Annotated in this window: 21 protein-coding genes; 14 read left to right on the forward strand and 7 right to left on the reverse strand. The window is 71.9% G+C overall.

The features are described from left to right. The first annotated feature begins 138 nt into the window (after window positions 1-138). From GTY96_RS32580 to GTY96_RS32610, 7 genes are all read left to right on the forward strand, one after another. A complete protein-coding gene (locus GTY96_RS32580; RefSeq protein WP_161666738.1) occupies window positions 139-1,023 on the forward strand; it encodes an ABC transporter permease subunit in 885 nt (294 codons plus the stop codon). Further along, window positions 1,020-1,832, forward strand: a complete 813-nt coding sequence (locus GTY96_RS32585; RefSeq protein WP_143909256.1) for an ABC transporter permease subunit — start codon at window positions 1,020-1,022, stop codon at window positions 1,830-1,832. Before GTY96_RS32580 ends, GTY96_RS32585 begins: the two co-directional genes overlap by 4 nt. A gap of 65 nt (window positions 1,833-1,897) precedes the next feature. Beyond that, window positions 1,898-2,347 carry a response regulator gene (locus GTY96_RS32590; RefSeq protein WP_143909258.1) on the forward strand — a complete coding sequence of 150 codons (450 nt, stop codon included), beginning with the start codon at window positions 1,898-1,900 and terminating at the stop codon, window positions 2,345-2,347. 60 nt (window positions 2,348-2,407) lie between these two features. Then, complete coding sequence (locus GTY96_RS32595) at window positions 2,408-2,953, forward strand: YqgE/AlgH family protein (protein ID WP_143909260.1); 546 nt, start codon at window positions 2,408-2,410, stop codon at window positions 2,951-2,953. Continuing rightward, on the forward strand, window positions 2,953-3,210 hold the full coding sequence (locus GTY96_RS32600; protein WP_143909262.1) for a BolA family protein: 258 nt from the start codon (window positions 2,953-2,955) through the stop codon (window positions 3,208-3,210). Before GTY96_RS32595 ends, GTY96_RS32600 begins: the two co-directional genes overlap by 1 nt. A gap of 17 nt (window positions 3,211-3,227) precedes the next feature. Continuing rightward, the gene (gene grxD, locus GTY96_RS32605; protein WP_143909264.1) at window positions 3,228-3,545 is read left to right on the forward strand and encodes a Grx4 family monothiol glutaredoxin; all 318 of its coding nucleotides are present in this window, start codon (window positions 3,228-3,230) and stop codon (window positions 3,543-3,545) included. Between the two features lie 102 nt (window positions 3,546-3,647). Further along, window positions 3,648-5,066, forward strand: a complete 1,419-nt coding sequence (locus GTY96_RS32610; protein ID WP_161666739.1) for a DUF2914 domain-containing protein — start codon at window positions 3,648-3,650, stop codon at window positions 5,064-5,066. Here the strand turns inward: GTY96_RS32610 and GTY96_RS32615 are convergent. After that, a complete protein-coding gene (locus GTY96_RS32615; RefSeq protein ID WP_161666740.1) occupies window positions 5,047-5,787 on the reverse strand; it encodes a 16S rRNA (uracil(1498)-N(3))-methyltransferase in 741 nt (246 codons plus the stop codon). The two genes, GTY96_RS32610 and GTY96_RS32615, sit on opposite strands and share 20 nt — an antisense overlap. A 109-nt stretch (window positions 5,788-5,896) precedes the next feature. Between GTY96_RS32615 and GTY96_RS32620 the strand changes: the two genes are divergently transcribed. Next, window positions 5,897-7,081, forward strand: coding sequence for a tRNA-uridine aminocarboxypropyltransferase (locus GTY96_RS32620; protein ID WP_161666741.1), 1,185 nt, complete (start codon window positions 5,897-5,899; stop codon window positions 7,079-7,081). Between the two features lie 10 nt (window positions 7,082-7,091). Here the strand turns inward: GTY96_RS32620 and GTY96_RS32625 are convergent, their stop codons facing one another. Further along, entirely contained in the window at window positions 7,092-8,177 is a 1,086-nt protein-coding gene (locus GTY96_RS32625; protein WP_235686029.1) for an acyltransferase family protein, read from the reverse strand. Window positions 8,178-8,318: 141 nt separating this feature from the next. Here GTY96_RS32625 and GTY96_RS37345 point away from each other — a divergent pair, with 141 nt between their 5' ends. The 3 genes from GTY96_RS37345 to GTY96_RS32640 all read left to right on the forward strand — a co-directional run bounded on the left by GTY96_RS37345 (window position 8,319) and on the right by GTY96_RS32640 (window position 10,869). Continuing rightward, window positions 8,319-9,110: a hypothetical protein gene (locus GTY96_RS37345; RefSeq protein ID WP_186002204.1), complete on the forward strand. Its 792-nt coding sequence runs from the start codon at window positions 8,319-8,321 to the stop codon at window positions 9,108-9,110. 198 nt (window positions 9,111-9,308) lie between these two features. Next, window positions 9,309-10,427: a cytochrome-c peroxidase gene (locus tag GTY96_RS32635; protein WP_143909270.1), complete on the forward strand. Its 1,119-nt coding sequence runs from the start codon at window positions 9,309-9,311 to the stop codon at window positions 10,425-10,427. Window positions 10,428-10,473: 46 nt separating this feature from the next. Further along, a complete protein-coding gene (locus GTY96_RS32640) occupies window positions 10,474-10,869 on the forward strand; it encodes a hypothetical protein (protein ID WP_143909272.1) in 396 nt (131 codons plus the stop codon). 95 nt (window positions 10,870-10,964) lie between these two features. Here the strand turns inward: GTY96_RS32640 and GTY96_RS32645 are convergent, their stop codons facing one another. After that, on the reverse strand, window positions 10,965-12,434 hold the full coding sequence (locus GTY96_RS32645) for a chondroitinase-B domain-containing protein (RefSeq protein ID WP_161666742.1): 1,470 nt from the start codon (window positions 12,432-12,434) through the stop codon (window positions 10,965-10,967). A 188-nt stretch (window positions 12,435-12,622) separates the two neighbouring features. Here GTY96_RS32645 and GTY96_RS32650 point away from each other — a divergent pair, with 188 nt between their 5' ends. Then, entirely contained in the window at window positions 12,623-13,099 is a 477-nt protein-coding gene (locus GTY96_RS32650) for a hypothetical protein (protein ID WP_161666743.1), read from the forward strand. A gap of 10 nt (window positions 13,100-13,109) precedes the next feature. Here GTY96_RS32650 and GTY96_RS32655 read toward each other — a convergent pair whose 3' ends face one another. The 3 genes from GTY96_RS32655 to GTY96_RS32665 all read right to left on the reverse strand — a co-directional run bounded on the left by GTY96_RS32655 (window position 13,110) and on the right by GTY96_RS32665 (window position 14,869). Then, window positions 13,110-13,799, reverse strand: coding sequence for a DUF4476 domain-containing protein (locus GTY96_RS32655; RefSeq protein WP_143909278.1), 690 nt, complete (start codon window positions 13,797-13,799; stop codon window positions 13,110-13,112). 113 nt (window positions 13,800-13,912) lie between these two features. Further along, window positions 13,913-14,521, reverse strand: a complete 609-nt coding sequence (locus GTY96_RS32660) for a 2,3-bisphosphoglycerate-dependent phosphoglycerate mutase (protein WP_143909280.1) — start codon at window positions 14,519-14,521, stop codon at window positions 13,913-13,915. A gap of 87 nt (window positions 14,522-14,608) precedes the next feature. Then, window positions 14,609-14,869 carry a phosphopantetheine-binding protein gene (locus GTY96_RS32665; RefSeq protein WP_143909281.1) on the reverse strand — a complete coding sequence of 87 codons (261 nt, stop codon included), beginning with the start codon at window positions 14,867-14,869 and terminating at the stop codon, window positions 14,609-14,611. A gap of 113 nt (window positions 14,870-14,982) precedes the next feature. On the opposite strand from GTY96_RS32665, the gene GTY96_RS32670 reads away from it, so the two are divergent. Together GTY96_RS32670 and GTY96_RS32675 are read left to right on the forward strand one after the other, a co-directional pair. Beyond that, window positions 14,983-18,666, forward strand: a complete 3,684-nt coding sequence (locus tag GTY96_RS32670; protein ID WP_161666744.1) for a type I polyketide synthase — start codon at window positions 14,983-14,985, stop codon at window positions 18,664-18,666. A 12-nt stretch (window positions 18,667-18,678) separates the two neighbouring features. After that, entirely contained in the window at window positions 18,679-18,954 is a 276-nt protein-coding gene (locus GTY96_RS32675; protein ID WP_143909285.1) for a hypothetical protein, read from the forward strand. Window positions 18,955-18,968: 14 nt separating this feature from the next. Here the strand turns inward: GTY96_RS32675 and GTY96_RS32680 are convergent. Further along, window positions 18,969-23,225 (reverse strand): non-ribosomal peptide synthetase (locus GTY96_RS32680; protein ID WP_161666745.1); only part of this gene is annotated, 4,257 nt, incomplete at its 5' end.

The raw sequence follows: 23,225 nt of genomic DNA on the forward strand, positions 1-23,225 counted from the left end.
GGGACTTCGTGTTCGCGTCCGGAGCCGTTGATGGGGCCGGCCGTGGCGATGCGGTGGCCCCTGGGCGACAAGGGCCTTCGCTCGTTCGAGCCGTGGCGCTCGTGTCTGGCTCGGACCTCAAGGCGGGGGGGCTAGCGCATGCGCCTCATCGCGACGCGCCTCGCGCGGCAGCTCGTGCTCGTGCCGGTGGTGGCGGTGGCCTCGTACTTCCTCATGGCCGCGCTGCCGCTCACCACGGAGAGCGACACCAAACGGCAGGTGTCTCCGGAGCTGGCGGCGTCGTATCAGCGCGACCTGGGCATCGGGGAGCCGTTCGGGATCCTCCGCCCCTGGCAGAAGCTCTTCGCGGGGGAGCGGCTGGGCACCAGCGCTCAGGGCATCACCGGGGATGAGCTCCTGCAGAAGCTCTCCGGCAGCGTCGGCGTGGGCCTGGTCGCGCTGCCCCTGGCGCTCGCGTGGGCGCTGGGCTTCGCGCTCCTGCGCACCCGCTGGCGGCGCGGGCGGTGGGCCGTGCTGGGCGACGCGCTTCCGGCCATCGCGTTCGGGACTCCGGTGTTCATCCCCGCGCTGCTGCTGGCCCCTTCCGTGGTGGAGCGCGGCCACCTGCTGCCAGAGCTCTGCGCGGCGGTCGTCATCGCCATCTGGCCCGGGACCTTCCTGGGCACGCTCGTGGGCGACGCGCTGGAGACGGAGCTGTCGCGCGACTACGTGCGCACCGCGCTCAGCAAGGGCCTGGACCCCGGCACGGTGCTGCGCCGCCACGTCCTCCCCAACGTGTGGCCGGCGCTCCTGGACGCCGTGACCCCGGTCGCCACCGCGCTGCTCGCGGGCTCGTTCGCCGCGGAGCGCGTCTTCGGCCTGCCTTACTTCGGCCAGCTCTACGTGCTCGCCGTCCTCAACAAGCAGGTCGCCGTCGTCGTCGTGTCCACCACCACCTTCGCCACCGTGCTCGTCGCCGTGAGCCTCACGGTGGAGCTGCTTCGCGTGCTCGTGGATCCGCGCGCCCGGGAGGCCCGCGCGTGAACCGCATCCCGCTTCGCGCCTGGGTGGGCCTGCTCCTCCTCGTGGGCCTGGGCGCCTTGAGCCTGGTGGCCGGCCGCCTGTTCCCCGAAGCCCTCGCGCACACCTGCCCGCTCGGCTGGGACCTGAACCGCCCGGACCGCAGCGTGTGCGAGCTGGCCTTCGGCGGCCTGTGGGTGTCCCTGGCGGTGGGGCTCGCAGCTGGTGCCCTGTCCACCGTGTTGGGGCTTGGCGTCGCGGCGCTCGCGCGGCTGTCCGGCGGCGTGACGGAGCAGGTCCTCCTGCGCGCCGTGGATGCCGTCTTCGCCCTGCCGGACGTGCTCGTGGTGATGGTGCTCCAGCTCGCCGGCCAGTCGCTGATGGACGCGGGCATGGGCGGCGGCCTGGGCCCCTTCGGCTTGATGGTGACGTCGCTGGCCCTGGTGGGCTGGGCGGGCCCCGCACGCATGTTCCGCGACCGCCTGGCCACGCTGGAGGGCCAGGAGTACGTCGCCGCCGCGCGGGCCCTGGGCGGCGGTGGGCCGCACGTCCTGCGCGTGCACCTGTGGCCCATGCTGCGGCCGTTCGTGCTGGCGGTCTTCCTCAGCCGCCTGCCCAACGCCATCCTCACCGAGTCCACGGTGAGCTTCTTCGGCATCGCCCGCATGGAGCCCATGTCGCTGGGCCGCTACCTGGGCACGTCCTACGCGGCGCTCATCTACGAGGGCGGGGGGCGCGTGGTGATTCCCGCCTGGGGGCTGCTGGTCCTGCTCGTGCTCGGCGCCTCGCTCGCTTCCCAGGCGTTGGGGGGAGGTACCCGTCGCCAAGTGTGAGGAATGCCGCACATTGGGGCAAAGGTTTCCCACGGACGGAAACCCATTACCCCCTGGTGAACACCATGTCCCTCCCGACGGAAGAAATCCCCCTTGCCCCTGCCCGTGATGAGCGTCCGCGCGACGACGGTCTGCGCAAGGAGACCGTTCGGGGTTCGGTGCTGGTGGTGGAGGACGACGCCGCCCACCGCGAGTTCCTGGTGGAGCTGGTGAGCGGCTGGGGCTACCAGGCCATGCCCGTGGGCAGCGCCGAGGAGGCCGAGTTCGCCGTGCGCAACAAGCGCATGGACGCGGCCATCGTGGACGTGTTCCTGCCCGGCCGCAGCGGCACCACGCTCATGTCCCGGCTGCGGGAGCGCTTCCCGCAGGCGGTCCTCATCGGCGTGAGCGCCATGAGCGACGCGGCCACCGCGCGCAAGTGCAAGGGCCTGGGCGCGGACCTCTTCATCGGCAAGCCGTTGGATCCGGAGCGGCTGGCCAAGGCGCTCAAGTCCAAGCACCACAGCTGGCACTGAAGTCGGCAGGGGAGCGGGTTCCGGTTGCACACCCCCGCCGGACGGCCGATGCTCCCCTGCGTGAAGAACCTCGCTTCCGGCTTCCTGCTGGCCATGCCCCAGCTTGGAGACCCGAACTTCTACCGGTCGGTCATCCTGATGATCGAACACGGGGAGACGGGCTCCATGGGGCTCGTCGTGAATCGGGGAGCGCCCCTGACGCTGGGTGAGCTGGCGCGCGGTCAGTCGATGGACATCTCGACGGAGCGCGTGTCGCAGCCGGTGTTCGTGGGCGGCCCGGTGGAGCCCCAGCGGGGCTTCGTCCTGCATGACGACGACACCGTGCCGGAGAAGCACCCGGTCCTGCCCGGCCTGTACCTGAGCGTCACCCTGGACGCGCTGGGGCCCCTGTTGCAGCGGGCGAGCCCTCGGGTGCGCTTCTGCCTGGGCTACGCGGGCTGGGGGCCCAAGCAGTTGGAGAATGAGATCGCCGCCGGTTCGTGGCTGTATGCCGACGCCACCGCGGACGCGGTGCTGGGACACGACCCGGCCAAGCTGTGGGATGCCACCCTGCGCGGCCTGGGGGTGGACCCGGCCATGTTGGTGATGGGGAAAGGGATGAACTGATGCTCGACGCCGAGACGCTTCGCCGTTACCTCCTCGATGCCCTGCCGGGCTCCGAGGTGGAGTTGAACGACACCACGGGGACGGGGGACCACTTCGAGGCGCGCGTCGTCTCCCCGGCCTTCACCGGCAAGACGATGGTGGAGCAGCACCAGCTCGTCTATGCGCCCCTGCAGCCGTGGTTGAAGTCCGGAGAGCTGCACGCGCTCGCGCTCAAGACCTATTCGCCCGAGCAGTGGAAGAAGCTCGGGCCCCGCTGAAGAAGGAGCAACGTTTCATGGATCCGACCCTCAAGGCCCAGTTCGACGACACGGTGAAGTCCCACCCCATCGTCCTCTTCATGAAGGGCAATGCCCTGTTCCCGCAGTGCGGCTTCTCCGCGCGAGCCCTCCAGCTGCTGCAGCCGCTGGGGCCGGTGCACACGGTGGACGTGCTCGCGGACCCCGCCGTGCGCCAGGGCATCAAGGACTACTCCAACTGGCCCACGATTCCGCAGGTCTACATCCACGGGAAGTTCGTGGGGGGCTCGGACATCCTGATGGAGCTGGCCGAGCGCGGCGAGCTGCAGGACCTGGTCGCCGCCGGCGGCAAGTAGGCGCCCCGTGGCTCGAGCGGGGGGCCGCGAGGCCCGGGGAAGACCCGGGCCCCGTCCCCCGCGTAGAATGGGCGGCGGTCGCCAAGAGGGGTCCCCGCCGCCGTGCTCACCGTCACACCGCCTGATTCGAAGCCGCAGGACGCGTCCACCGAAGTGCCGGGAGTGCCAGCCACTGGAGCCGGGGGCCCGCTTCCGCCGGGGGCGAACGTCGCGGTCGCCACGACGGCGGGGGTGGCGGACCCGGACGACCTGGTCTCCACGGAGAAGACGCCCACGCTGGTGGACCGGGTGCAGGCGTTCCGCGCGAAGTACGAGCGGCAGGAGATGGCCCTCTTCTTCTTCGCGGGCTTCCTCTACGACGTCCTCACGCTGAGCCCCATCGACGATGCGCTCACGGAGGTGCAGAACTTCGCCTACCTGGCCATCCTCGCGGGCCTGCTGGTGCTGGAGCAGCGCTACCCCGAAGGCGTGGAGCCGCCCCGCTTCCTGGTGAAGGTGTGGCGCTTCCGCGAGGACGCGCTGCACTTCTTCCTGGGCAGCCTGCTGAGCGCCTTCACGCTGTTCCTGTTCAAGAGCTCCTCGGGCATCACGTCCCTGCTGTTCCTCGGGGGGATGTTCCTGCTGCTGGTGGCGAACGAGCTGCCGCGCTTCCGGCAGCTGGGGCCCGTCATCCGCGTGGCCCTCTTCAGCCTGTGCGTGACGCTCTACTTCGCGTCGCTCCTGCCGGTGCTGTTGGGCCGGGTGGGGTGGTGGATCTTCACGCTCTCCGTGGCCATGGGCTGCGGGAGCGTCTACGGGCTCCTGCGCGTGCTGCGGCGGTGGCGCCCGGACGCGGCGGTGCTGCTGCGCACGGTGGCGGTGCCCGGCTTCGGCGTGCAGGCGCTGCTGCTGGGGTGCTACTTCCTGGGCGTGATTCCGCCGGTGCCGCTGGCGGTGCAGTACAGCGGCATCTACCACGCGGTGAAGCGCGTCTCCCCGGGCGTGTATCACCTGACGTCGGAGGCGCGGCCGTGGTGGCGGTTCTGGACGGCGTGGCACCACGGCGACCAGGACTTCACGGTGCGGCCCGGCGAGCAGCCCGTGTACTTCTTCCGCATCTTCGCGCCCAAGGGCTTCGAGCGGTACCGCGTGCGCGTGCGCTGGTTCTTCGACCACCCGCAGAAGGGCTGGACGGCGCTGGGCAATGGCTACCTCGCCACGGTGAGCAGCAACGGCACGGAGGGCGGCTACCGCTACTACGCGCAGCCGGGCACCACGCCCAAGCCGGGCGACTGGCGCGTCGTGCTGGAGACGGAGGACGGGCACGAAATCAACCGCCTGGGCTTCACCGTCACCGCCGACACGCGCACGGAGCCGCGCCCCGTGAAGGTGGACGTGTCCACGCTCAAGGTCATCGAGCCCCTGCCGCTGGAGGAGTGGGAGAAGACGCAGCCTCCGGCGGCGGTGGCGGCGCCCGCGAACGAGGCTCCCGGCGCGCAGGGGGCCCCTGCGCCCGGGGCTCCTACGGCGCCGGCGCCTTGAGCAGCATCACCTGACCCAGGAGCACGGGCACCGCCGTCTCCACGCGCAGGATGCGGGGGCCCAGGGAGAAGGGCTGGAAGCCGTGGGCCTCCAGCAGCTGGGCCTCGAAGGGCACCCAGCCGCCGTCCGGGCCAATGGCGAGCACCACGCGCCGGGCGCCCGCGACGCCCGCGGCCTGGAGGGGCTGCCGGGCCGGAGGGTGGGGCAGCAGGCGCAGGGCCTCCGTGCCGAAGACCGTGTCCAGCTCGTCCTCGACGAAGGGGCGGAAGCGCTCGCGCACCAGCACCTGGGGAGGGCGAGTGTCGCGGGCCTGCTCCAGACCCTGGTGGAGCAGCTCGCGCACGAAGGCCTCGTTGAGCACCTTGGAGTCGAAGTAGCTCTTCTCCACGCGGGCCGCGTTCACCAGCACCACCCGGTCCACGCCCAGGGAGGCCACCGCGGGCAGCACCTTCTTGAGCGCCTTGGGGCGGGGGATGGCCAGGAGCAGGTCCACGCCCGCGCGCGGGGGCGGGGCCTCGTCCAGGGTGACGCGCAGGTGGAGCAGGCCGGGGGCGTTCTCCAGGACCTCGCCCGCGCCGGTGGGGCCGTCCAGGCGGCCCACGCGCAGGGACTCGCCGGCTTCGGCCTTGAGGACCTCGCGGGCGTGCTGGGCGCGGCGCCCGGTGAGCCGGGCGGTGCCGTCCGGCTGGAAGTCCTCGTCGAAGAGCAGGAGCAGGTTCACGGTAGGCCCCATCTAGCCGTTCCCGGGCGGGCAGGGGAGGGGGCGGCCCCAGGAGAGGGGGGCGCGTGCTCCCGGCCCGTCCCCGCGGGGCCGTGATAAAGGGCCGGGCGTGCGTTCCTTCTGCATCCGGTGTCTGCGTCCCGAGAGCGCGTGCTACTGCGCGCACGTCCCCCAGCTTCAGACGCGCACGCGCGTGGTGTTCCTCCAGCACCCCCGGGAGCGGCGCGTGGCCATTGGCACCGCGCGCATGGCCCACCTGTCGCTGCCCAACTCGGAGCTGCACCGGGGCGTGGACTTCACCGGCCACGCGCGGCTGGAGGAGCTGGCCCGCCGCCCGGAGCGCGTCGCGGTGCTCTTCCCCGGCGAGGAAGCCATCTCCGTGGAGGAGGCCCAGGCGAACCCGCCGGAGACGCTCATCGTCGTGGATGGCACCTGGCCGCAGGCGAAGAAGGTGGTGATGCGCAACCCGGTGCTCGCGGCGCTGCCGCGCATCGGCTTCGTGCCGCGCCGCCCGAGCAACTACCGCATCCGCGCGGAGCCCGCCGACCACTGCGTCTCCACCATCGAGGCGGTCGCGGAGATCCTGGGGCAGCTGGAGGGCAAGCCGGACTACTTCGACCGCATGCTGGGGGCGTTCGAGTTCATGGTGGACACGCAGCTGGACCGGCAGGAGTCGCGCACGGGGCCCGGCCGACGCCGGCTCTACAAGAGCGAGTGGCGGCCGCCGCTGGAGCTGCGCTCGCTGGCGGAGGCCGCGGACCGGCTGGTGCTCTTCTACGCGGAGGCGAACGCGCACCCGTTGGAGGCGGCCATCGCGCCGGAGCTGGTGCACCTGGTCGCGTGCCGCCTCACCACCGGGGAGCGCTTCGAGGCGGTCATCGCGCCGGAGCAGCCGCTCGCGCACAGCACGTCGCTGCACGTCGAGCTGCCGGAGGAGACGCTGCTCGCCGGTGAGCCGCGCGCGGAGGCGCTCGCGCGCTTCGAGGCGTTCCTGCGGCCAGAGGACGAGCTGACGGTGTGGACGACGTTCGCCCTGGACCTGCTCTGGGCGGGGGGCCTGTCGCGCAGGCCCGCGCGCAACGTGCGGCTCGCCGCGGCGCGGGCCCTCAAGGGCAAGGCGGGCGGCGTGGAGCAGGCGGTGGCGCTGCTCAAGTCTCCGGGCGTGGGGACGTGGGCCCGGGGCCGCGCCGGGCGGCGCATCAGCGCGTTGGAGTCCGTGGTGCGCGAGCTGGTGGCCCGTGGAAACGCCACCCAGCCGCCCGCGAAGCTGCCCCGCACCGGCACCGAGCGCTGAGGCCGGAGCCCTACGGGCCCATGCGGGCGCTGCTGACGTCCAGCGTCGTCGAACCGGAGCGCCAGGGCCGGGCCTGCTCGCGCACCCAGCGCCCGAACCGGGCGATGAGGTAGCAGCCCGCCAGCAGGGCCACGGACACGCCCAGCGCCGCCGCCATGCCCAGCCGGGGCCCGATGCGCTGCGAGAGGCCCGCGATGTCCGCCCAGCCGTACACCACCGGCAGGTGCAGCACGTAGATCCACAGCGACAGGCGCCCCAGCGGCGCCAGCGCGCCACTCAGCCGCCGCGGCAGCAGGTTCACGGCCCCCAGCACCAACAGGCCCTGCGCCACGCGGTACATCACCATCGTGGGGCTGGTGGGCGTCCACTCGACGGGGACCCAGTGGGTGACCCCCAGCAGCGCTCCACCCAGCGCCAGCAGCGCGAAGCCCTGGGCCGGGCCCGGCTTCAACAAGTGCAGGCCGTGGGCGGCGAAGGCGCCCGCGAAGAAGAAGCCCGCCCAGGGGAAGAAGGGGAAGCGGCTGCCCTCGCCATTGCCGATGAACTGCTGCACCGGCACCGGGAGGTGCGCGCCCGCCTGCCACAGCACGGCGCTCGCCAGCGGGATGCCCACGGCCAGTCCGCCCAGCAGCAGCGCCCGCGCGCCCTGGTGCGGCGTCAGGACCAGCGCCACGGCGCCCAGGAGCAGCGACGCGCCAATGCACTGGAGCGCGTCGAACTGGAAGACCTTGCCCAGCATGGCGTCGGAGAAGCCCAGGTCGCGCACCGCGCCCCAGCCCGGCCAGTGCAGCAGGTAGCCCAGGAACAGCAGCAGGAGCGCCCGGCGGAACCGGCGGCCGAAGGAGTCCTTCGCCGCGCCCGGCTTCGTGCCCAGCGCCATCACCACCGCCCAGCCGCTCACCAGCAGGAACAGCGGCGCGGTGATGCCGCGCAGCTTCCAGTACTGCTGGACCCACGGGTGGTCGCGGAGCGCGGGCGCCAGCAGCGCATCCAGCGTGTGCCCCATCACCATGGCGAGCACCGCCAGACCCCGTGCGCCATCGAGCGCGGGGTGCCGGGTCTGCCGGAAGCTGAGCGCGGGGCCGAATCCGTTCAAAGCGGCACCGAGCATAAGCCCACCCGCGGGCCTCGTCTCCAAAACGCACCAACCGTGGGGGTCGGCAGGCGCGGAAAAGACCCCGGATTTCACTCTCAGCCCAGGTCGCACCCCGCGCGGGGGATGCTACAGGATGGATGCATGTCCATTCGCACCGCGTTCGCCACCGCCGCCCTCGGACTCCTCGCCGTCCCGCCTGCCGCCCATGCCGCGTCAGGGGATGACTGGTTTGGCAGTGACAAGCCCAAGCACTTCGCGGCGTGTCTGGCCGTCACGGGCGTGGGTTATGGCGCGGGCGCGGTCCTCTTTGATTCGCCGGGCGCGCGGGCACTCACGGGCGTGGGATTGGGCTTGGGCGTGGGGGTCGGCAAGGAGGTGTACGACCGCGCTCGCGGCAAGGTCTTCTCCATGAAGGACCTGGCGTGGGACACGGCGGGCACCGCCACGGGGCTACTGGCCGCGTTCCTCGTGGACCGCTTCATCACCGAGGTGCTCCTGCCCCCGCCCCCCAGCGTCGCCGGAAGCGCTCGCGGCGGTCGCGGGCGCGTCCGGACGGGCGCGGCGCTCCACGAACTTCAGGAGCAGGTCGCGCTGCAGGCGCGGCTCCACGAGCAGCATGCGGCCTTCGGGATCATCGGTGTCGGAGACGAGCACGGTGACCTGCCCGCGCGGGCACTGGTTCATGCATCCGGTGGGCATGACGCGCACCTGTCCCCCGAGTCCGCGCCCGGCCAGCTCGCCCTGGAGCCAGCGCGGCAGGTCCTGACCGCCACCCCGGGCGCTCTTCGTCAGGCACTTGCGGCAGACGAGCACCTCCACCTCGCGCCCCTTGTCGCCCGTGTCGTCGTCCTGCATCCGTCGTCCTCCGAGGCGCACCGCTTCCAGGCGGATGCGCCGCTCCGAGCGCCCGGCCTGTCGTCGCCGGCACCGTGATGGACAAGGGGTAGCGGCGCCAGGGGTGTTCCGCAGGGAAGCGCCCTCCGTCCGCCGGGCCGCTGCCCGGGCAGGCGTTGCTGGACTGATGGAATGGGAAAGCCAGGAGGGTGGGTGCGGCGATTTGCCCCGGCGCCCACCCGCCAGGGCGCTGGTACGGTGCGCCCCGCTGTGTGTCGCTCGCGGAAGGCTCCCCACGTGCTGCGAAATCGACTGCTCCTTGGCCTCACGTTCTCCGTCATGGGCCTGGGCCCGCTCCCCGGCTGTGAGCGCGCTCCTGAAGCCCGCGAGGCCCCGCCCGTGACGCCGACCGCGCCGGAGGCGCCCGCGGTGAAGCCCGCGGCGCCGGACGCCGCGGCGGTGGCGAAGCTGGCCTCGCACTTCTTCCAGGCGCCGCGCGGGGAAGCGCCGCTGCCCGTGGACACCGAGGCGCAGGTGGCCCTGGGGCGCATGCTCTTCCATGAGCCCCGGCTGTCGAAGAACCACGACGTGTCCTGCAACAGCTGCCATGGGCTCGACACCTTCGGCGTGGACAACAAGGCGCTGTCGGACGGCCACCGGGGGCAGAAGGGCAGCCGCAACTCGCCCACCGTCTACAACGCGGCCCGGCACATCGCGCAGTTCTGGGATGGCCGCGCCGCGACGCTGGAGGCCCAGGCCGAAGGCCCGATGATGAACCCGGTGGAGATGGCCATGCCGGACGCGAAGCGCGTCGAGGTCACGCTCTCCTCCATGCCCGAGTACACCGCGCGCTTCCGCGCCGCCTTCCCCAAGGAGGCCCGGCCGGTGACGCTGGCCCACGCGGCCCGGGCCCTGGCCGCCTTCGAGCGCACGCTCACCACGCCCTCGCGCTTCGACCGCTTCCTCTCGGGCGAGCACGCCGCCCTCACCGCGCAGGAGCAGCGCGGCCTGGAGGCCTTCGTCACCACCGGCTGCACCACCTGCCACAACGGCCCGGCGGTGGGCGGCGCGTCGTTCCAGAAGCTGGGGTTGGTGGAGGCGTATCCGAACCTCACCGACGCGGGCCGCTTCGACGCGACGAAGAACGAGGACGACCGGGGCTACTTCCGCGTGCCCACCCTGCGCAACGTGGAGAAGACCGCGCCCTACCTGCACGACGGCAGCGTGAAGGACCTGCCCTCGATGGTGCGCCTGATGGGCCGCTACCAGCTGGGGCGCACGCTGAAGGACGGGGAGGTGGACGACCTGGTGGCCTTCCTGAAGAGCCTGACCGGGGAGCTCCCGCCCACGGAGCGCATCGCCGCGCCGCCCCTGCCCCCCAGCACGAAACGCACGCCCAAGCCGGATCCGTCGTAGCGTGAAACGTCGCGTCCCACCCCGCGGGTGCTAGATCCTCCAGCCCATGACCTTCTTCTTCCATCTCCACTCGGGCCTTCGCTACCTGGTGCTGCTGTCCGGCGTCATCGCGCTCGCGTACTTCGCGTTCGCGGTCGCCACGAAGCGGCCGTTCGACAAGGTGGGGCGCATCATCGGCGCGTCCTACTCCGGCTTCGTGCAGTTGCAGATGCTGGTGGGCATCCTGGTGCTCGTGACGCGCGGGTACTACCCGGCCCTCATCGGCCACATCGTGATGATGGTGCTCGCGGTGGGGGCCATCCAGGGGCCCCTGTCCGCGAACCGCCGCCGGACGCCGCCGGGCTACGTGCTGCCGCTGGTGGGCACCCTGGTGTCGCTGGCGTTCATCGTGGGCGGCATCCTGGCCATCCGCCCGGGCCTGTTCGTCTCCACCGCGTTCTGAGCGCCCGTTTCAGTGACGGGCGCGTGAAGAGGCCGGCTCCTCGCGGGGCCGGTGCCCGCGCCTGTCCTCATGGCTGCGTGGGGCCCGCCCCCGCGTCACTGACGCGTGGGACGCGAGCGCCGACGCGAGGCTAGCGGCAGGAGCATGAGCAGGGCGGGAAGCAGCAGACCTGCGCTCGTGCTGCAGCCGCCCTCGACCTCCCGGTCCTTCACGGGCCCCGTCCCTCCATCCGGGACGCCCGCATCCGCGCCGGTGCCCGCGTCGGCCGTGCCTGCGTCCGCGCCAGTGCCTGCGTCCGAGACGCCCGCATCCGCGCCGGTGCCCGCATCACCGCCGGTGCCCGCGTCGGCGGGGCCCGTCGTGCAGTCCCCCAGCGAGTGCTCCAGCGCGCCCAGCGTGGACGCGGCCACCGTGGGCCGGGGCCGCGCGCAGAAGTCATCCGTCACCAGGGCGTTCCTCGTGCCCGCGCCGATCAGCGAGGACACGTCGCCCTTTCGCGTCAGGTCCCCCTGGAGCGGTGCCATGTACCAGGACGTCCAGGTGGCGGTGTCCACGTTCGCCCGGTTCGTGCCCGCCGTGAAGCTGGCGCCGTCGCGGGTGCGGATGGCGGACGACAGCACGTTGCCGTGGGCCTCGCCCGTGGTGGCCGCGAAGCGGAAGTCCACGCCCGTGGTGCCAATGAACGTGTTGAACAGCACCCGCGTGTTCGCGGCCTTGTTCAGATAGATGGCGACGTCCGAGCAGTTCGCGACGATGTTGTTGCGCAGCACTCCGTCCGAGTGCTCCGGCGTGCACGGCACGGACGCGTCGAAGGCCGGCGCGCAGAACTCCGGAGCCGTGCCACCTCCGCCGAAGGACAGCCCGATGCGCGTGTCTCCCCCGGGCGAGTCCTTCACGCACACCACGCGGTTGCGTTCGAAGAGGCCCCGCTTGCCGCCGCTCTTCATGAAGGCGCCATAGGCGATGCCGCCTTGCTTGGAGAAGTCATGCAGGTCGTTGTCGCGGACCACCCAGTCGTCACCGGTGTCGATGTTCAGCTTGGTGACCGGCGTGGCGGTCGCCCGCGCGTGCGTGTCGTGGATTTCATTGCGTTCGATGAGGCCCCGGTGGGGCATCTCCCAGACGCCGCTGGCGTTCTTCGCCGCGTTCACCTTGAGCTGCGCGTTGAAGTCGCGCACGCGGCTGTCGCGCAGGACGAACCCCTCCGCGTGGCCGGTGACGTGGAAGGCGTGCTCGCAGTCCTCGTCGCGCGCGCAGATGCCCTCCACCGTGAGGCCGTCGAAGGTCCAGTACCGGCCCGACACCTTGAACCCCTCCACCGCGTTGAAGCGGACGAGCGCCGCGTGGCGGTTGCGCGCGCGCACCGTGATGGGCTGGTCCTGGATCCCCTCCGCGGAGCAGCCCAGGTTCGCGTTGACGGTGTACGTGCCGTCCTCCAGGACGATGTCGTCTCCGGCCTTCGCGGTGGCGAGCGCGGCCTGGAGGCCGTCCACGGAGGAGACGCTCTTCTGCGCGGCGCTGGCCGTGAGGGGCAGCAGGAGCAGCGCGAGGGGGACACTTCGCATGGGGACTCCCGGGGGAAGGGGTGCAGCGACCCTAGCGGATTCCCCAAGAAGGCAGGCGGCCTGACGGGCCCAGGCACTCTGGCCGCTAGGGAACCGGCGCCCGCGTGGACATCTCTCCTGCCATGTCATGCCATCCCAGACTCTCGCGGCGGGGACGTCCCCTCATCACGGCGGCAGGGCTGGCTGGGATGCTGCTGGCGTCGCCCTCGGCGTTCGCCCTGCCTGCGCGGGGAGCGCCCCTTCCGGAGTTCTCCGCGCGCGACCTGACCTCCGGCCCGCACGCGAGCGACGAGCTGAAGGGGCAGCCCGCCCTGGTGGTCATCATCACCGACAAGGACGCGGGCGCCGGGATGCGGCAGTGGTTCGCGGAAGCGGACCGGCGGATGCCGAAGTCCGTGCACCGCCAGTCGCTCATCACCCTCCATCTGCCGTTCTTCGTCAGCGAGGGCACCGCGCGCGGCAAGGCGAAGGAGCAGGTGCCCCGGGCCTACTGGAAGGACACCTGGCTCGACAAGAACGGCGACATGGGCAAGGTGCTGGACCTTGCTCCCAGCCATACGCCCTATGTCCTGGCGCTCGATGCTCGGGGCCACGTCATCGCGAGCATGCACGGTACGGCGGATTCCCCGGAGGCGCGGTCCATCTGGGCCGCGCTCTCCAGGTGAGGCGGAAGGCCTAGTAGCGCCCGCCGCTATCCAGGATGGTCTGCAGCTTCGCCTTGTCGCTGGAGAACGCGAACGCTTGGTACAGCTGGTAGCCGTTCTGCGGATCCAACAGCGTGGGCCGCATGAGGCGCACCACCTCCAGCTTGTCGCTGGAGAAGGAGAACTGCTCCAGCAGGCTCAGCACGTGCGACACGAGGAAGTTCTCGTTCGGCGCCACCTGCGAGAGGATGCGCAGCTTCTCGCGCGAGCTGGACTCGCGGATCATCGCCTGGGAGATGCTGCGGAACTGCGCCTCCGCGACGGGACGCGGCGGGGGCGGCGGCGCCGGCGGGAGCGGGATGTTGCCCGGCGGCGGCAGGCCCGTGCCGTAGGGCGCGGCGTCGTCGATGTACTCGCTCAGCTTGTCCAGCTCCTCCATCGCGGCGCGGATGCCCTCGCGGCCCTTGTTGTCACGCGTGCGGGACATCGCGTCGCGCAGCGCGTTCTCCAGCCGGTCGATGCGGCGCTCCATCTGCTCGCGGTCGATGATGGCCAGGTTGCGCGAGGGCTGCGGCACCGGGCGCGGCGTCGAGTGGCCGGGGGGCGGCGCGCGGCGCAGCTCGGAGGCCGCGGCGTTGACGCTGTCCTCCGGGCGAGGCGCGGTCTGGGCGAGCGATGCGGCGGAGGTGAGCAGCGCGACAGCGAGGGTCAGGGCCTTCATGGTGTGCATCCTTGGGGGTGTTCGTCCTTCGCCCCATCTGACGGGACGAAGGGCCAGGCATTCAACCCCCCATTGACGCATCCTTGCCGGCCCCGGACCCCCGGCGGGAGGCGTCAGGGCGTCGCGCCGCGCTTGGAGACGACCTGCCCGTCGGCGCCAATCTCGTAGACGAGGGGCACGCCCGTGGCCAGCTCCAGCCCCACCACCGTCTCACCGGACAGCTTGTCCAGGCGCATCACCAGCGAGCGGTTGGAGTTGCCATGCGCCACGACGAGCACGTTCTTGCCCTGGCGCAGGTCGCCCGCGATGGCGCGGTCGTAGAAGGGCAGCACGCGCTTCGCGGTCATCTCCAGGGACTCGCCGTTGGGGGGCGGCACGTCGAAGGAGCGGCGCCAGACGTGGACCTGCTTCTCGCCGAACTCCTTGGCCGCGTCCGCCTTGTTGAGGCCCTGGAGGTCGCCGTAGTGGCGCTCGTTGAGGGCCGCGTCGCGGATGACCGGCGGGCGCTGGCCCAGCGTGTCCAGCAGGATGGACAGCGTCTCCTGCGCGCGGCTGAGCGCGGAGGTGTAGGCGACGTCGAACTTCAGGCCCTTCAGGGCGTCGGCCGCCTTGCGGGCTTCGCCGCGGCCCTGCTCGGTGAGGGGCACGTCCACGAAGCCGGTGAAGCGATTCTCGTGGTTCCAGAGGGACTGACCATGACGGACGAGGGCGAGGATGGGCATGGCCTCCCTGCTAGCCCAACCGGGGGGAGGCGGAAAAGAGGCAAGCCCCGTCCACCCGCCCGGCCCGTTGGCTCCCGGCCACGCCGGTCATCCGGTGGCCGGGGACTCCTGCTGGAGCCGCTCGCAGACGGCCGCCACCGCGCTCAGCGTGTTGAACAGGTCCACCATCCCCACCTGGAGCCCCAGGTCGTCCTCGATGCGGTTGGCCAGCATCGTCGCCAGCAGCGAGTTGCCACCCACCTCCAGGAAGTGGTCCTCCGGACGCACCGCGTCCACGCCCAGCAGCTCCTGCCAGTAGCCGGCCAGCCTCGCCTCCATCGGCGTGGGGGATGCGCTCTGCGTGCTCATGGCGGACTCCTCTTCCCGGGCGGATTGGCCGAAAACTGAGAAAAGAAGAATTACCGCGTCCAGAGGTCTCCGTCATCCCCATGTTTCCGGAATTCCCTGGCAGGCTTGGGGGCATGGACGACGCGAACGAGGTGGGCGCGGACGGCGTGCCCATGGCGGTGGCGGTGGTGGGGCTGGCCCTGCGCTTTCCAGGGGCGGAGGACGCCCGCCAGTTCTGGCGCAACCTGGCGGGTGGGGTGGAGTCCATCACCCGGCTGGACGCGGCGGGGCGCGCGCGGGCGGGACTGCCGCAAGGGGACGGGTGGATCACCGCGGCGGGGGAGGTGGCGGATCCGGAGGGGTTCGACGCGGCCTTCTTCGGGTACTCCCGGAGCGAGGCGGAGCAGACGGATCCCCAGCACCGGGCGTTCCTGGAGTGCGCGTGGGCCGCGATGGAGTCCGCGGGGTACGGCCCTCGGGGCCGGCCCATGCGCGTGGCGGTGTACGCGGGGGCGGGCTTCACGACCTATGGGGGGCGGGACGTCTCCGCGGGGCTGGTTTCGTCAGTGGGGCTGTCGGGGGACTTCCTGGCCACGCGGGTCTCGTACGAGCTGGACCTGACGGGCCCGGCGATGACGGTGCAGTCGGCGTGCTCCACGTCGCTCGTGGCGCTGCATCTGGCCAGTCAGTCCCTGCTCGCGGGGGAGTGCGACATGGCGCTCGCGGGGGGCTCGTCCATCCGGACGCCGCAGGTGGCGGCGCACCGTGCCCAGCAGGGCGGCATCCTGTCGCCGGAGGGGCGCTGTCGGCCTTTCGACGTGCATGCGGCGGGCACGGTGGTGGGCAATGGCGTGGCGGTGCTGGTGCTCAAGCGGCTGGCGGACGCGCTGGCGGACCGCGACCCCATCCGCGCCATCGTGCTCGGCACGGCGGTGAACAACGACGGTGGAGGGAAGACGGGGTTCGCGGCGCCGTCGGTCCACGGGCAGGCGGAGGTGATCCGGGAAGCCCTGTCGGTGGCGGGCGTGTCTCCCGCGGAGGTCTCCTACGTGGAGGCGCACGGGACGGCGACGGCGCTGGGAGACCCCATCGAGGTCGCGGCGCTCAAGCAGGCGTTCCAGGGTGCCCCCCGGGGGGCCTGCGGCCTGGGCGCGGTGAAGAGCAACTTCGGCCACCTGGACTCGGCCGCGGGCGTGGCTGGAGTCATCAAGACGGTGCTGTCACTGGAGCACCGGACGCTCCCGCCCACGCTGAACTTCACGGCGCCGCATCCGATGCTGGAGCTGGAGGAGAGCCCCTTCCGGGTCGTGTCGAGCCCGCGTGCGTGGGACGGGCCCCGGCCGCTGCGCGCCGGAGTGACCGCGCTGGGGATTGGCGGCACCAACGCGCACGTGGTGTTGCAGGAGGCGCCCGCCCTCCCCGAGGCGGATCCGCCCAGGCGTGGGGAGGAGCTGCTGCTGCTGTCCGCGAAGACGGAGGGGGCGCTGGAGCGGATGACCGCGGCGCTCGCGGAGCGGCTGCGCGAGGAGGCGGGCCCGGGCGGGGCTCCCGGCTGGCTCGCGGATGCCGCGCACACGCTCCAGGTGGGACGTGCGCGCTTCCCCTGGCGTCGCTTCGTCGTGGCCGGTCAGCCCGAGGAGGCCGCGGCGCTGCTGGAAGGGGCGCGGGGGGCGGACGCGTCCTCTCGGGTGCGCACCGTCCTCGAGGTGGGGGAGTCGCGCGGGGTGGCCTTCCTGTTCCCGGGGGGCGGCGCGCAGCGGGTGAACATGGGCGAGTCCTTCCTCCGCGAGCCCGCGTTCCGTGTGGCCATCGATACCTGCGCGGAGTGGCTTCGCGGTCCCCTGGGTGGGGACCCGCGGGAGGTGATGTTCGCGGGCCCCGAGCGGTTCGACGCCGCGTCCGCCGAACTGGACCGGCCGTGGTGGTCCCAGCCCGCGTTGTTCGTGTGCGACTGGGCGCTCGCCCAGCTGTGGCTGTCGTGGGGCGTGAAGCCGCAGGCGCTGCTGGGGCACTCGCTGGGCGAGTACGTGGCCGCGTGCCTCGCGGGGGTGTTCACATTGGAGGAGGCGCTGGGGCTCGTCGTCGCCCGGGGCCAGCTGATGGAGGCGATGCCCGCGGGCGGCATGCTGTCCGTGCTCGCGCCGGTGGAGCAGGTGGAGGCGCTCGTGGGCCCGGGCGTGTCGGTGGCGGCCATCAACGGTCCGCAGACCTGTGTCCTCTCCGGGCCGCTGCGGGCCCTGGACGCCGCCGAACGGACGCTGACGGCGCGGGGCATCGAGCACAAGCGGGTGCGCTACTCGCGTGCCGCGCACTCCTCGATGCTGGAGCCGTTCCTGGAGGACTTCGCGCGCGAGGTGGGCCGGGTGAAGCTCCGCGAGCCCACGCTGCCTGTCGTGTCCAGCCTCACCGGCCGGTGGTTGCAGGCGCGCGAGGCGACGTCGCCGGACTACTGGGTCAGGCACCTGCGGCACACGGTCCGATTCTCGGAGGCGCTGGGCTGCCTGCTGGAGTCGGGCGACCGGGCCTTGATCGAAGTGGGGCCCGGCACGACGTTGACCGCGCTGGCCCGGCAGCACCCCGCGCGCAAGACGCAGCCCGCGCTGGCCACGCTGCCCACGAAGGGGGATGCCCCCGTGAGCGCCCTGTCCGCGCAAGGCGAGGCCTGGGCCGCGGGCGTGGATATGGACTGGGAGCGCCTTCGGGAGGGCGAGCGGCGCCGGCGCGTGGAGCTGCCGACCTACAGCTTCGACCGCGAGCACTACAGCCTGAACGATGTCCCGCTGGACGCGCGACGCCCGGGGGCAGGGGGCCCTGCTCCGGCAGTCCAGGCGAACCGGTCGCGGACGCCGGGGGCTTCCCCGAGAGAGCGCGGTCCCCGGCGCGGTGAGCGTGTGGCGCCTCGTGATGGGACGGAGCGGAGGCTCGTCGAGTGCTTCCAGCAGGTGTTCCGGATCCAGGACGTGGGCATTCACGATGACTTCTTCGCGCTGGGCGGGGACTCGCTGATCGCGCTCCGCCTGCTGGCGATGATCTCCGAGCGCTTCGGCCAGCAGCTCGCGCTGAAGGAGATGCTGACCGCGCCCACGGTGGAGTTGTTGGCCCGGAAGCTGGGAGGGCGCGAGGAGGCCCCATCCCTGCCGCCGGGGGTGGCGTTGCTCCAGCAGGGCTCGCGCGGGCCCCCGCTCTTCTTCGTGCACGCGGCGGGGGGGCAGGCCGTGTTCTATCGCGAGCTCGCGCGGGCCATCGACGTGGACCGGACGGCGTATGCCTTCGAGGCGCGGGGCCTGGAGGCGGACGGGCCGCTGCACACGTCCGTCGACGCGATGGCGACCGCCTACCTGGAGGGCCTGCGCGCGTTGCAGCCAGCGGGTCCCTATCTCCTCGTGGGCGCGTCGTTCGGTGGCGCGGTCGTCTACGAAATGGCGCGCCGGTTGATGGCGGAGGGCCTTGAGGTGCCGCTGTGCGCGATGCTCGACACGCCGGGGCCCGGCGATGTCCAGAAGGCCCGGGCGGGCGGTGTGGGCCTCGCCGGGGAGCCGGCTGCCATGGATCCCGAGCAGCAGCGGCGCTACGTGACGGTCTGGGAGGCGAACATGACGGCCCTTCGCGAATACCGGATGCCTCGCTTCGAGGGGGGCACCCTTCAGTTCTTCCGCGCGGCGACCGTCATCGAGCACATGCCAAGACATGTGGAACTCGAGTGGTTGGACTCAGGGGCGGTGGTCCGGGTGGAGACGGTGCCGGGTGATCACCTGTCGATGCTCACCGGCGAGAACGCCGCGGGCCTGGGGGCCCGGCTCGCGGCATTGCTTCCCTGAAGGAGGGCCTTCATGTCAGCGCTCCTCCATCGCTATTGGATCGAATTCCCCAAGGAGGCCGTCGTGAGCCAGCGGGGGCTGGGCATGGGCTGCGGCGTGACCGCCTATTCCTTGGACGATGCCCGCGGGCTCATCCAGGAGCAGCTCTTCCCGGGGATACCTCTGCCGCCCTTCGCGCGCATCACCGAGGACGTGGATGTGAGAACGCTTGAAGACAACCATGTCCTCCCCAACATCGGCGTGGTCACCTGGCGGGGGATCTGGTTCCCCTTCCTTCAAACCTCATGAGCGGACGACCCGGCTCAGCCAGCGCCGGGCCGCCCTCGTCGCTGCGCCATTCGCCGCATGTTCTCCCTTCGCTGGGCTCCCGCGTCGGGCGCGGATGCGGCGGGCGGTGCGTCGGTGGGCGATGACAGGTGTCCTGCGAGGGCGCGCACCGTGGGGTACTGGAAGAGCGTCACCAGCGGGACCTCGCGACCCACCCAGGGCGCGAGCTTCGCGTGGACGGCTTGGAGCAGGAGCGAGTTGCCACCCAGGTCGAAGAAGTTGTCGCTCGCGCCCACCCGCTCCAGGCCCAGCACTTGCGCCCACAGCGTCGCCAGCGTCTGCTCGAGCCCGGCCTCCGGGATGCGGTAGCCCTCGCTCAGGTCGGGCCGGTGCATGTCCGGCGCGGGGAGGGCCTTGCGGTCCGCCTTGCCGTTCACGGTGAGCGGTATCCGTTCCAGCACCACGAAGGCGGAGGGCACCGCGTGCTCCGCGAGCCACCGGCGCAGGGTGGCCCGCAGCGTGTCCACCTCGAGCGTGGCGCCTTCGCGGAGCACCATGTACGTGACCAGTCGCCGCTGCCCGGGCACGTCCTCACGCACGCTCGCCACGGCCTCCTTCACCTGCGGCTGGGCGAGCAGCGCCGCTTCCACCTCGCCCAGTTCGATGCGGAAGCCCCGTACCTTCACCTGCGAATCGGCGCGGCCCCTGAACTCCAGCGTGCCGTCCGCGAGCCAGCGCACCACATCGCCCGTGTGATACACGCGCGCGCCCGGCTCGCCCGAGAACGGATCCGGTCTGAACCGCTCCGCTGTGAGCGCGGGCTGGCCCAGGTAGCCGCGCGCCATGCTGGCGCCACCCAACGCGAGCCCACCCCACAGCCCGGCGGGCACGGGTTGCCCCGCGCCATCCAGCACGTATGCCCGCACGTTGGGCACCGGACCGCCGATGGAGGGGAGCACGCCGTCCGGCGCTTCGGACTCCACGACGCCGGAGGTGGAGATGACGGTGTTCTCCGTGGGGCCGTAGCAGTTGAGCCATTGGCCAGGCACGGAGGGCCCCGGACGGCGGTGCAGCACGTCACCCCCGATGTGCGCTCGGCGCAGGGGCATCCCCGTGGGCCAGGGCTGCTCCAGCGCGGCCTCCGCCATGGGCGTGGGCAGTTGCGCGAGCGTGATTCCCTCCTCCGCGAACCACCGCACCAGCCGCGCTGGCTCCGTGCGCACCTCCTCCGGGGGCAGGTGGAGGCTGGCGCCATGGGCGAGGGGCGGCCAGAGTTCGACGACGGCCGCGTCGAACGCGAGCCCCATCACCACCGAGGACCGGTCCGCCGGAGTGATCCCTGCTTCGGCGTGGAATCCCGCGACGAGGTTGTCCAGGGCCCCATGCGTCACCATCACGCCCTTGGGTCGGCCGGTGCTGCCCGACGTGTAGATGACGTACGCGAGCGCTCGCGCGTCCAGCGGCACGTCGGGCGCGGTGTCCGGCTGCGTCTCCAGCGCGGGCTCCGAGTCCAGGCAGAGCACGCGCACCCCACTGTCCTCGAAGCGGGGCGCGAACGCCCGTCGGGTGATGACGATGGGGGCCCCGCTGTCCGCCAGCACGTGCCGCCACCACGCCTCGGGCCACGCCAGGTCCATGGGCAGGTAGGCCCCGCCCGCCTTGAGGATGCCCAGCGCGCCCCACACGTAACCGGGCGTGCGGTCCATGCACAGGGCGACCCGTGTCTCCGGCCTCACTCCCTCCTGGCGCAGCAGGTGCGCGAGCTGGTTCGCCTTCGCCTCCATCGTTCCGAAAGACAGCTGTTGGCGGTCGCCAGACAGCGCGAGCGCGTCGGGCCGGAGCCGCGCCTGCTCCGCGATGCGCGTCGGGACGTTCATGTCGCGGGGCACGTCGAGCGCGGTGTCGTTCCATGAGACCAGGAGCTGGTGGCGCTCCACCTGCGAGAGCAGCGGGAGCGACGCGAGCGGACGCTCCGGGCTTCGCGTCACCTGCTCCAGCAGGCGCACGTAGTGCCCGGCCATGCGCTCCACCGTCGCCTCGTCGAAGAGGGCGGTGTTGTATTCCCAGTGCGTCACCAGCCCGGTGGCGGATTCGCGCACGAAGAGCGTGAGGTCGTGCTTCGCGAGTCCTGGCTCGAAGGGCACCGGCGCGGTCTCCAGCCCGCGCAGGGGGATGGCGGGGAAGTCCTTGTAGAGCGCGAACACGGCCTGGAACACCGGCGTGCGGCTCAGGTCGCGGGGAGGTTGGAGGGCGTCCACCAGCTGCTCGAAGGGCAGCTCCTGGTGGGCGTACGCGCCCAGGCAGGTCTCTCGCACGCGGGCCAGGAGGGACTGGAAGCCCTCCTCGCCAGACACCTCCACGCGTAGGGGCAGGGCGTTGACGAAGAAGCCGATGAGGCCCTCCAGCTCGCGGTGGTTCCGGCCGGAGATGGGCGAGCCGACCACCACGTCCTCCTGTCCGCTGTAGCGCGACAGCAGGGCCTGGAAGCCCGCCAGCAGTGCCATGAACGACGTGACGCCTTGTTGGTGGCACAGCTCGCGCACGGCCGCATCCACCGCGGCGGGCACGCGCATGAGGAACGCCGCGCCCGTCTGGGACTGGACGGGAGGACGGGGCCGGTCGGTGGGGAGCTCCAGCGCGTGTGGGGCTCCATCCAGGTGCTGCTTCCACCACGCGAGCTGCGCGCGGAGCAGGTCCGCCTGCAACGCCGCGCGCTGCCAGCTGGAGTAGTCCGTGTACCGCAGGGGCAGGGGCGGCAGTTGGGGTGGCTGGCCTCGGGTGGCCGCGTCGTAGAGCACGCCCAGCTCGCGGCCCAGGACCTCCGCTGACCAGCCGTCCGTGATGATGTGATGCATGAGCAGCAGCAGCGCGTGATCCTCCGCGTCCAGCCGCACCAGCGTCGCCGTCAGCAGAGGCCCGGTGCGCAGATTGAAGACGTGGCGCATGCGCTTTTCGGCCCGCTGGCGGAGGGCGGCGTCACGTTCCTGGGGAGGTGTATCGTCCAGCCGCTCGAAGGCGAGGGTGAAGGGGACTTCGGGCAGGACGCGCTGCACGGGCTGGCCGTCCACCTCCGCGAACACCGTGCGCAGGGCTTCGTGGCGGTCGATGAGCGCCGAGAGCGAGCGCTCCAGCGCGGCCACGTCGAGCGGCCCCTTGCACCGGATGAACAGCGGGAAGTTGAACGCGAACCCCCCGGGCGTGAGCGTGTCGATGAACCACAGTCGCTGCTGGGGGAATGACTGGGGCGCGCACTCGCCGGCCTCCACCCGCACCAGGGGCGGGGCCTGGCGGGGACGGGCTTCCTGGCGCAGGGCTTCGATGCGCGCGGCCAGCTCCGCGAGCGTTGGGGCCTCGAAGAGCATGCGCACCGGCAACTCCATCTGGAGCGATTCACGCAGCCGGGAGGCCACCTGGGTCGCGAGCAGCGAGTGACCGCCCAGCTCGAAGAAGTGGTCCTGCGTGCCCACGCGCGCCACGCCCAGCAAGGGCGCCCAGATGTCCGCGATGAGCTTCTCCACGGCGGAGACCGGGGCCACATAGGTGGTGCTGGGAATGGCTTCTTCCGTCGGTACGGGCAGCCCGTTGCGGTTCACCTTCCCGCTGGGGGTGAGGGGGAGGAGGTCCATGCGCACGAGCGCGGAGGGCAGCATGTACTCGGGCAGTCGCCGGGCGAGGGCGTGGCGAAGCGCCTCGGGTGAGAAGGAGGCTTCGGGGTGGACGACGTAGGCCACGAGTCGCCTGGAGCCCGGGGTGTCCTCGCGGACAAGGGCGACGACGTCGCGGACGCCAGGGAGGGCGCGGAGGGCGGCTTCCACTTCGCCCAGCTCGACGCGGAAGCCGCGCAGCTTCACCTGGCCGTCGAGGCGGCCCAGGAACTCCAGTTGCCCATCCGCGAGCCAGCGCGCCTTGTCGCCCGTGCGGTAGAGGCGAGCCCCCGGCGTGGAGCTGAAGGGGGAGGGGATGAAGCGTTCGGCGGTCAGGTCCGGGCGAGCGTGGTAGCCGTGCGCGAGCCCTTCACCGCCGATGAACAGCTCCCCTGGGACTCCGATAGGGCAGGGGCCGCCGCGCACGTCGAGGACGTAACACTGGACGTTGGTCAGCGGCGTTCCGACGGGAGGCAGCGGGGGCCAGGAAGAGGGAGTCCCGGATGCGCGCCATGCGCTGGCGGCGTGGGTCTCCGAGGGGCCGTACTGGTTCTCGAGGACGCAGTCGGGGAGCCGCTCGAAGAAGGAGACGAGCGCGGGAGTCACCTGAAGCTGCTCACCCGCGGTGATGACCTCGTTGAGAGGGGG

Origin of the sequence: Corallococcus silvisoli (genome assembly GCF_009909145.1) — a bacterium.
Classification (GTDB): domain Bacteria; phylum Myxococcota; class Myxococcia; order Myxococcales; family Myxococcaceae; genus Corallococcus; species Corallococcus silvisoli.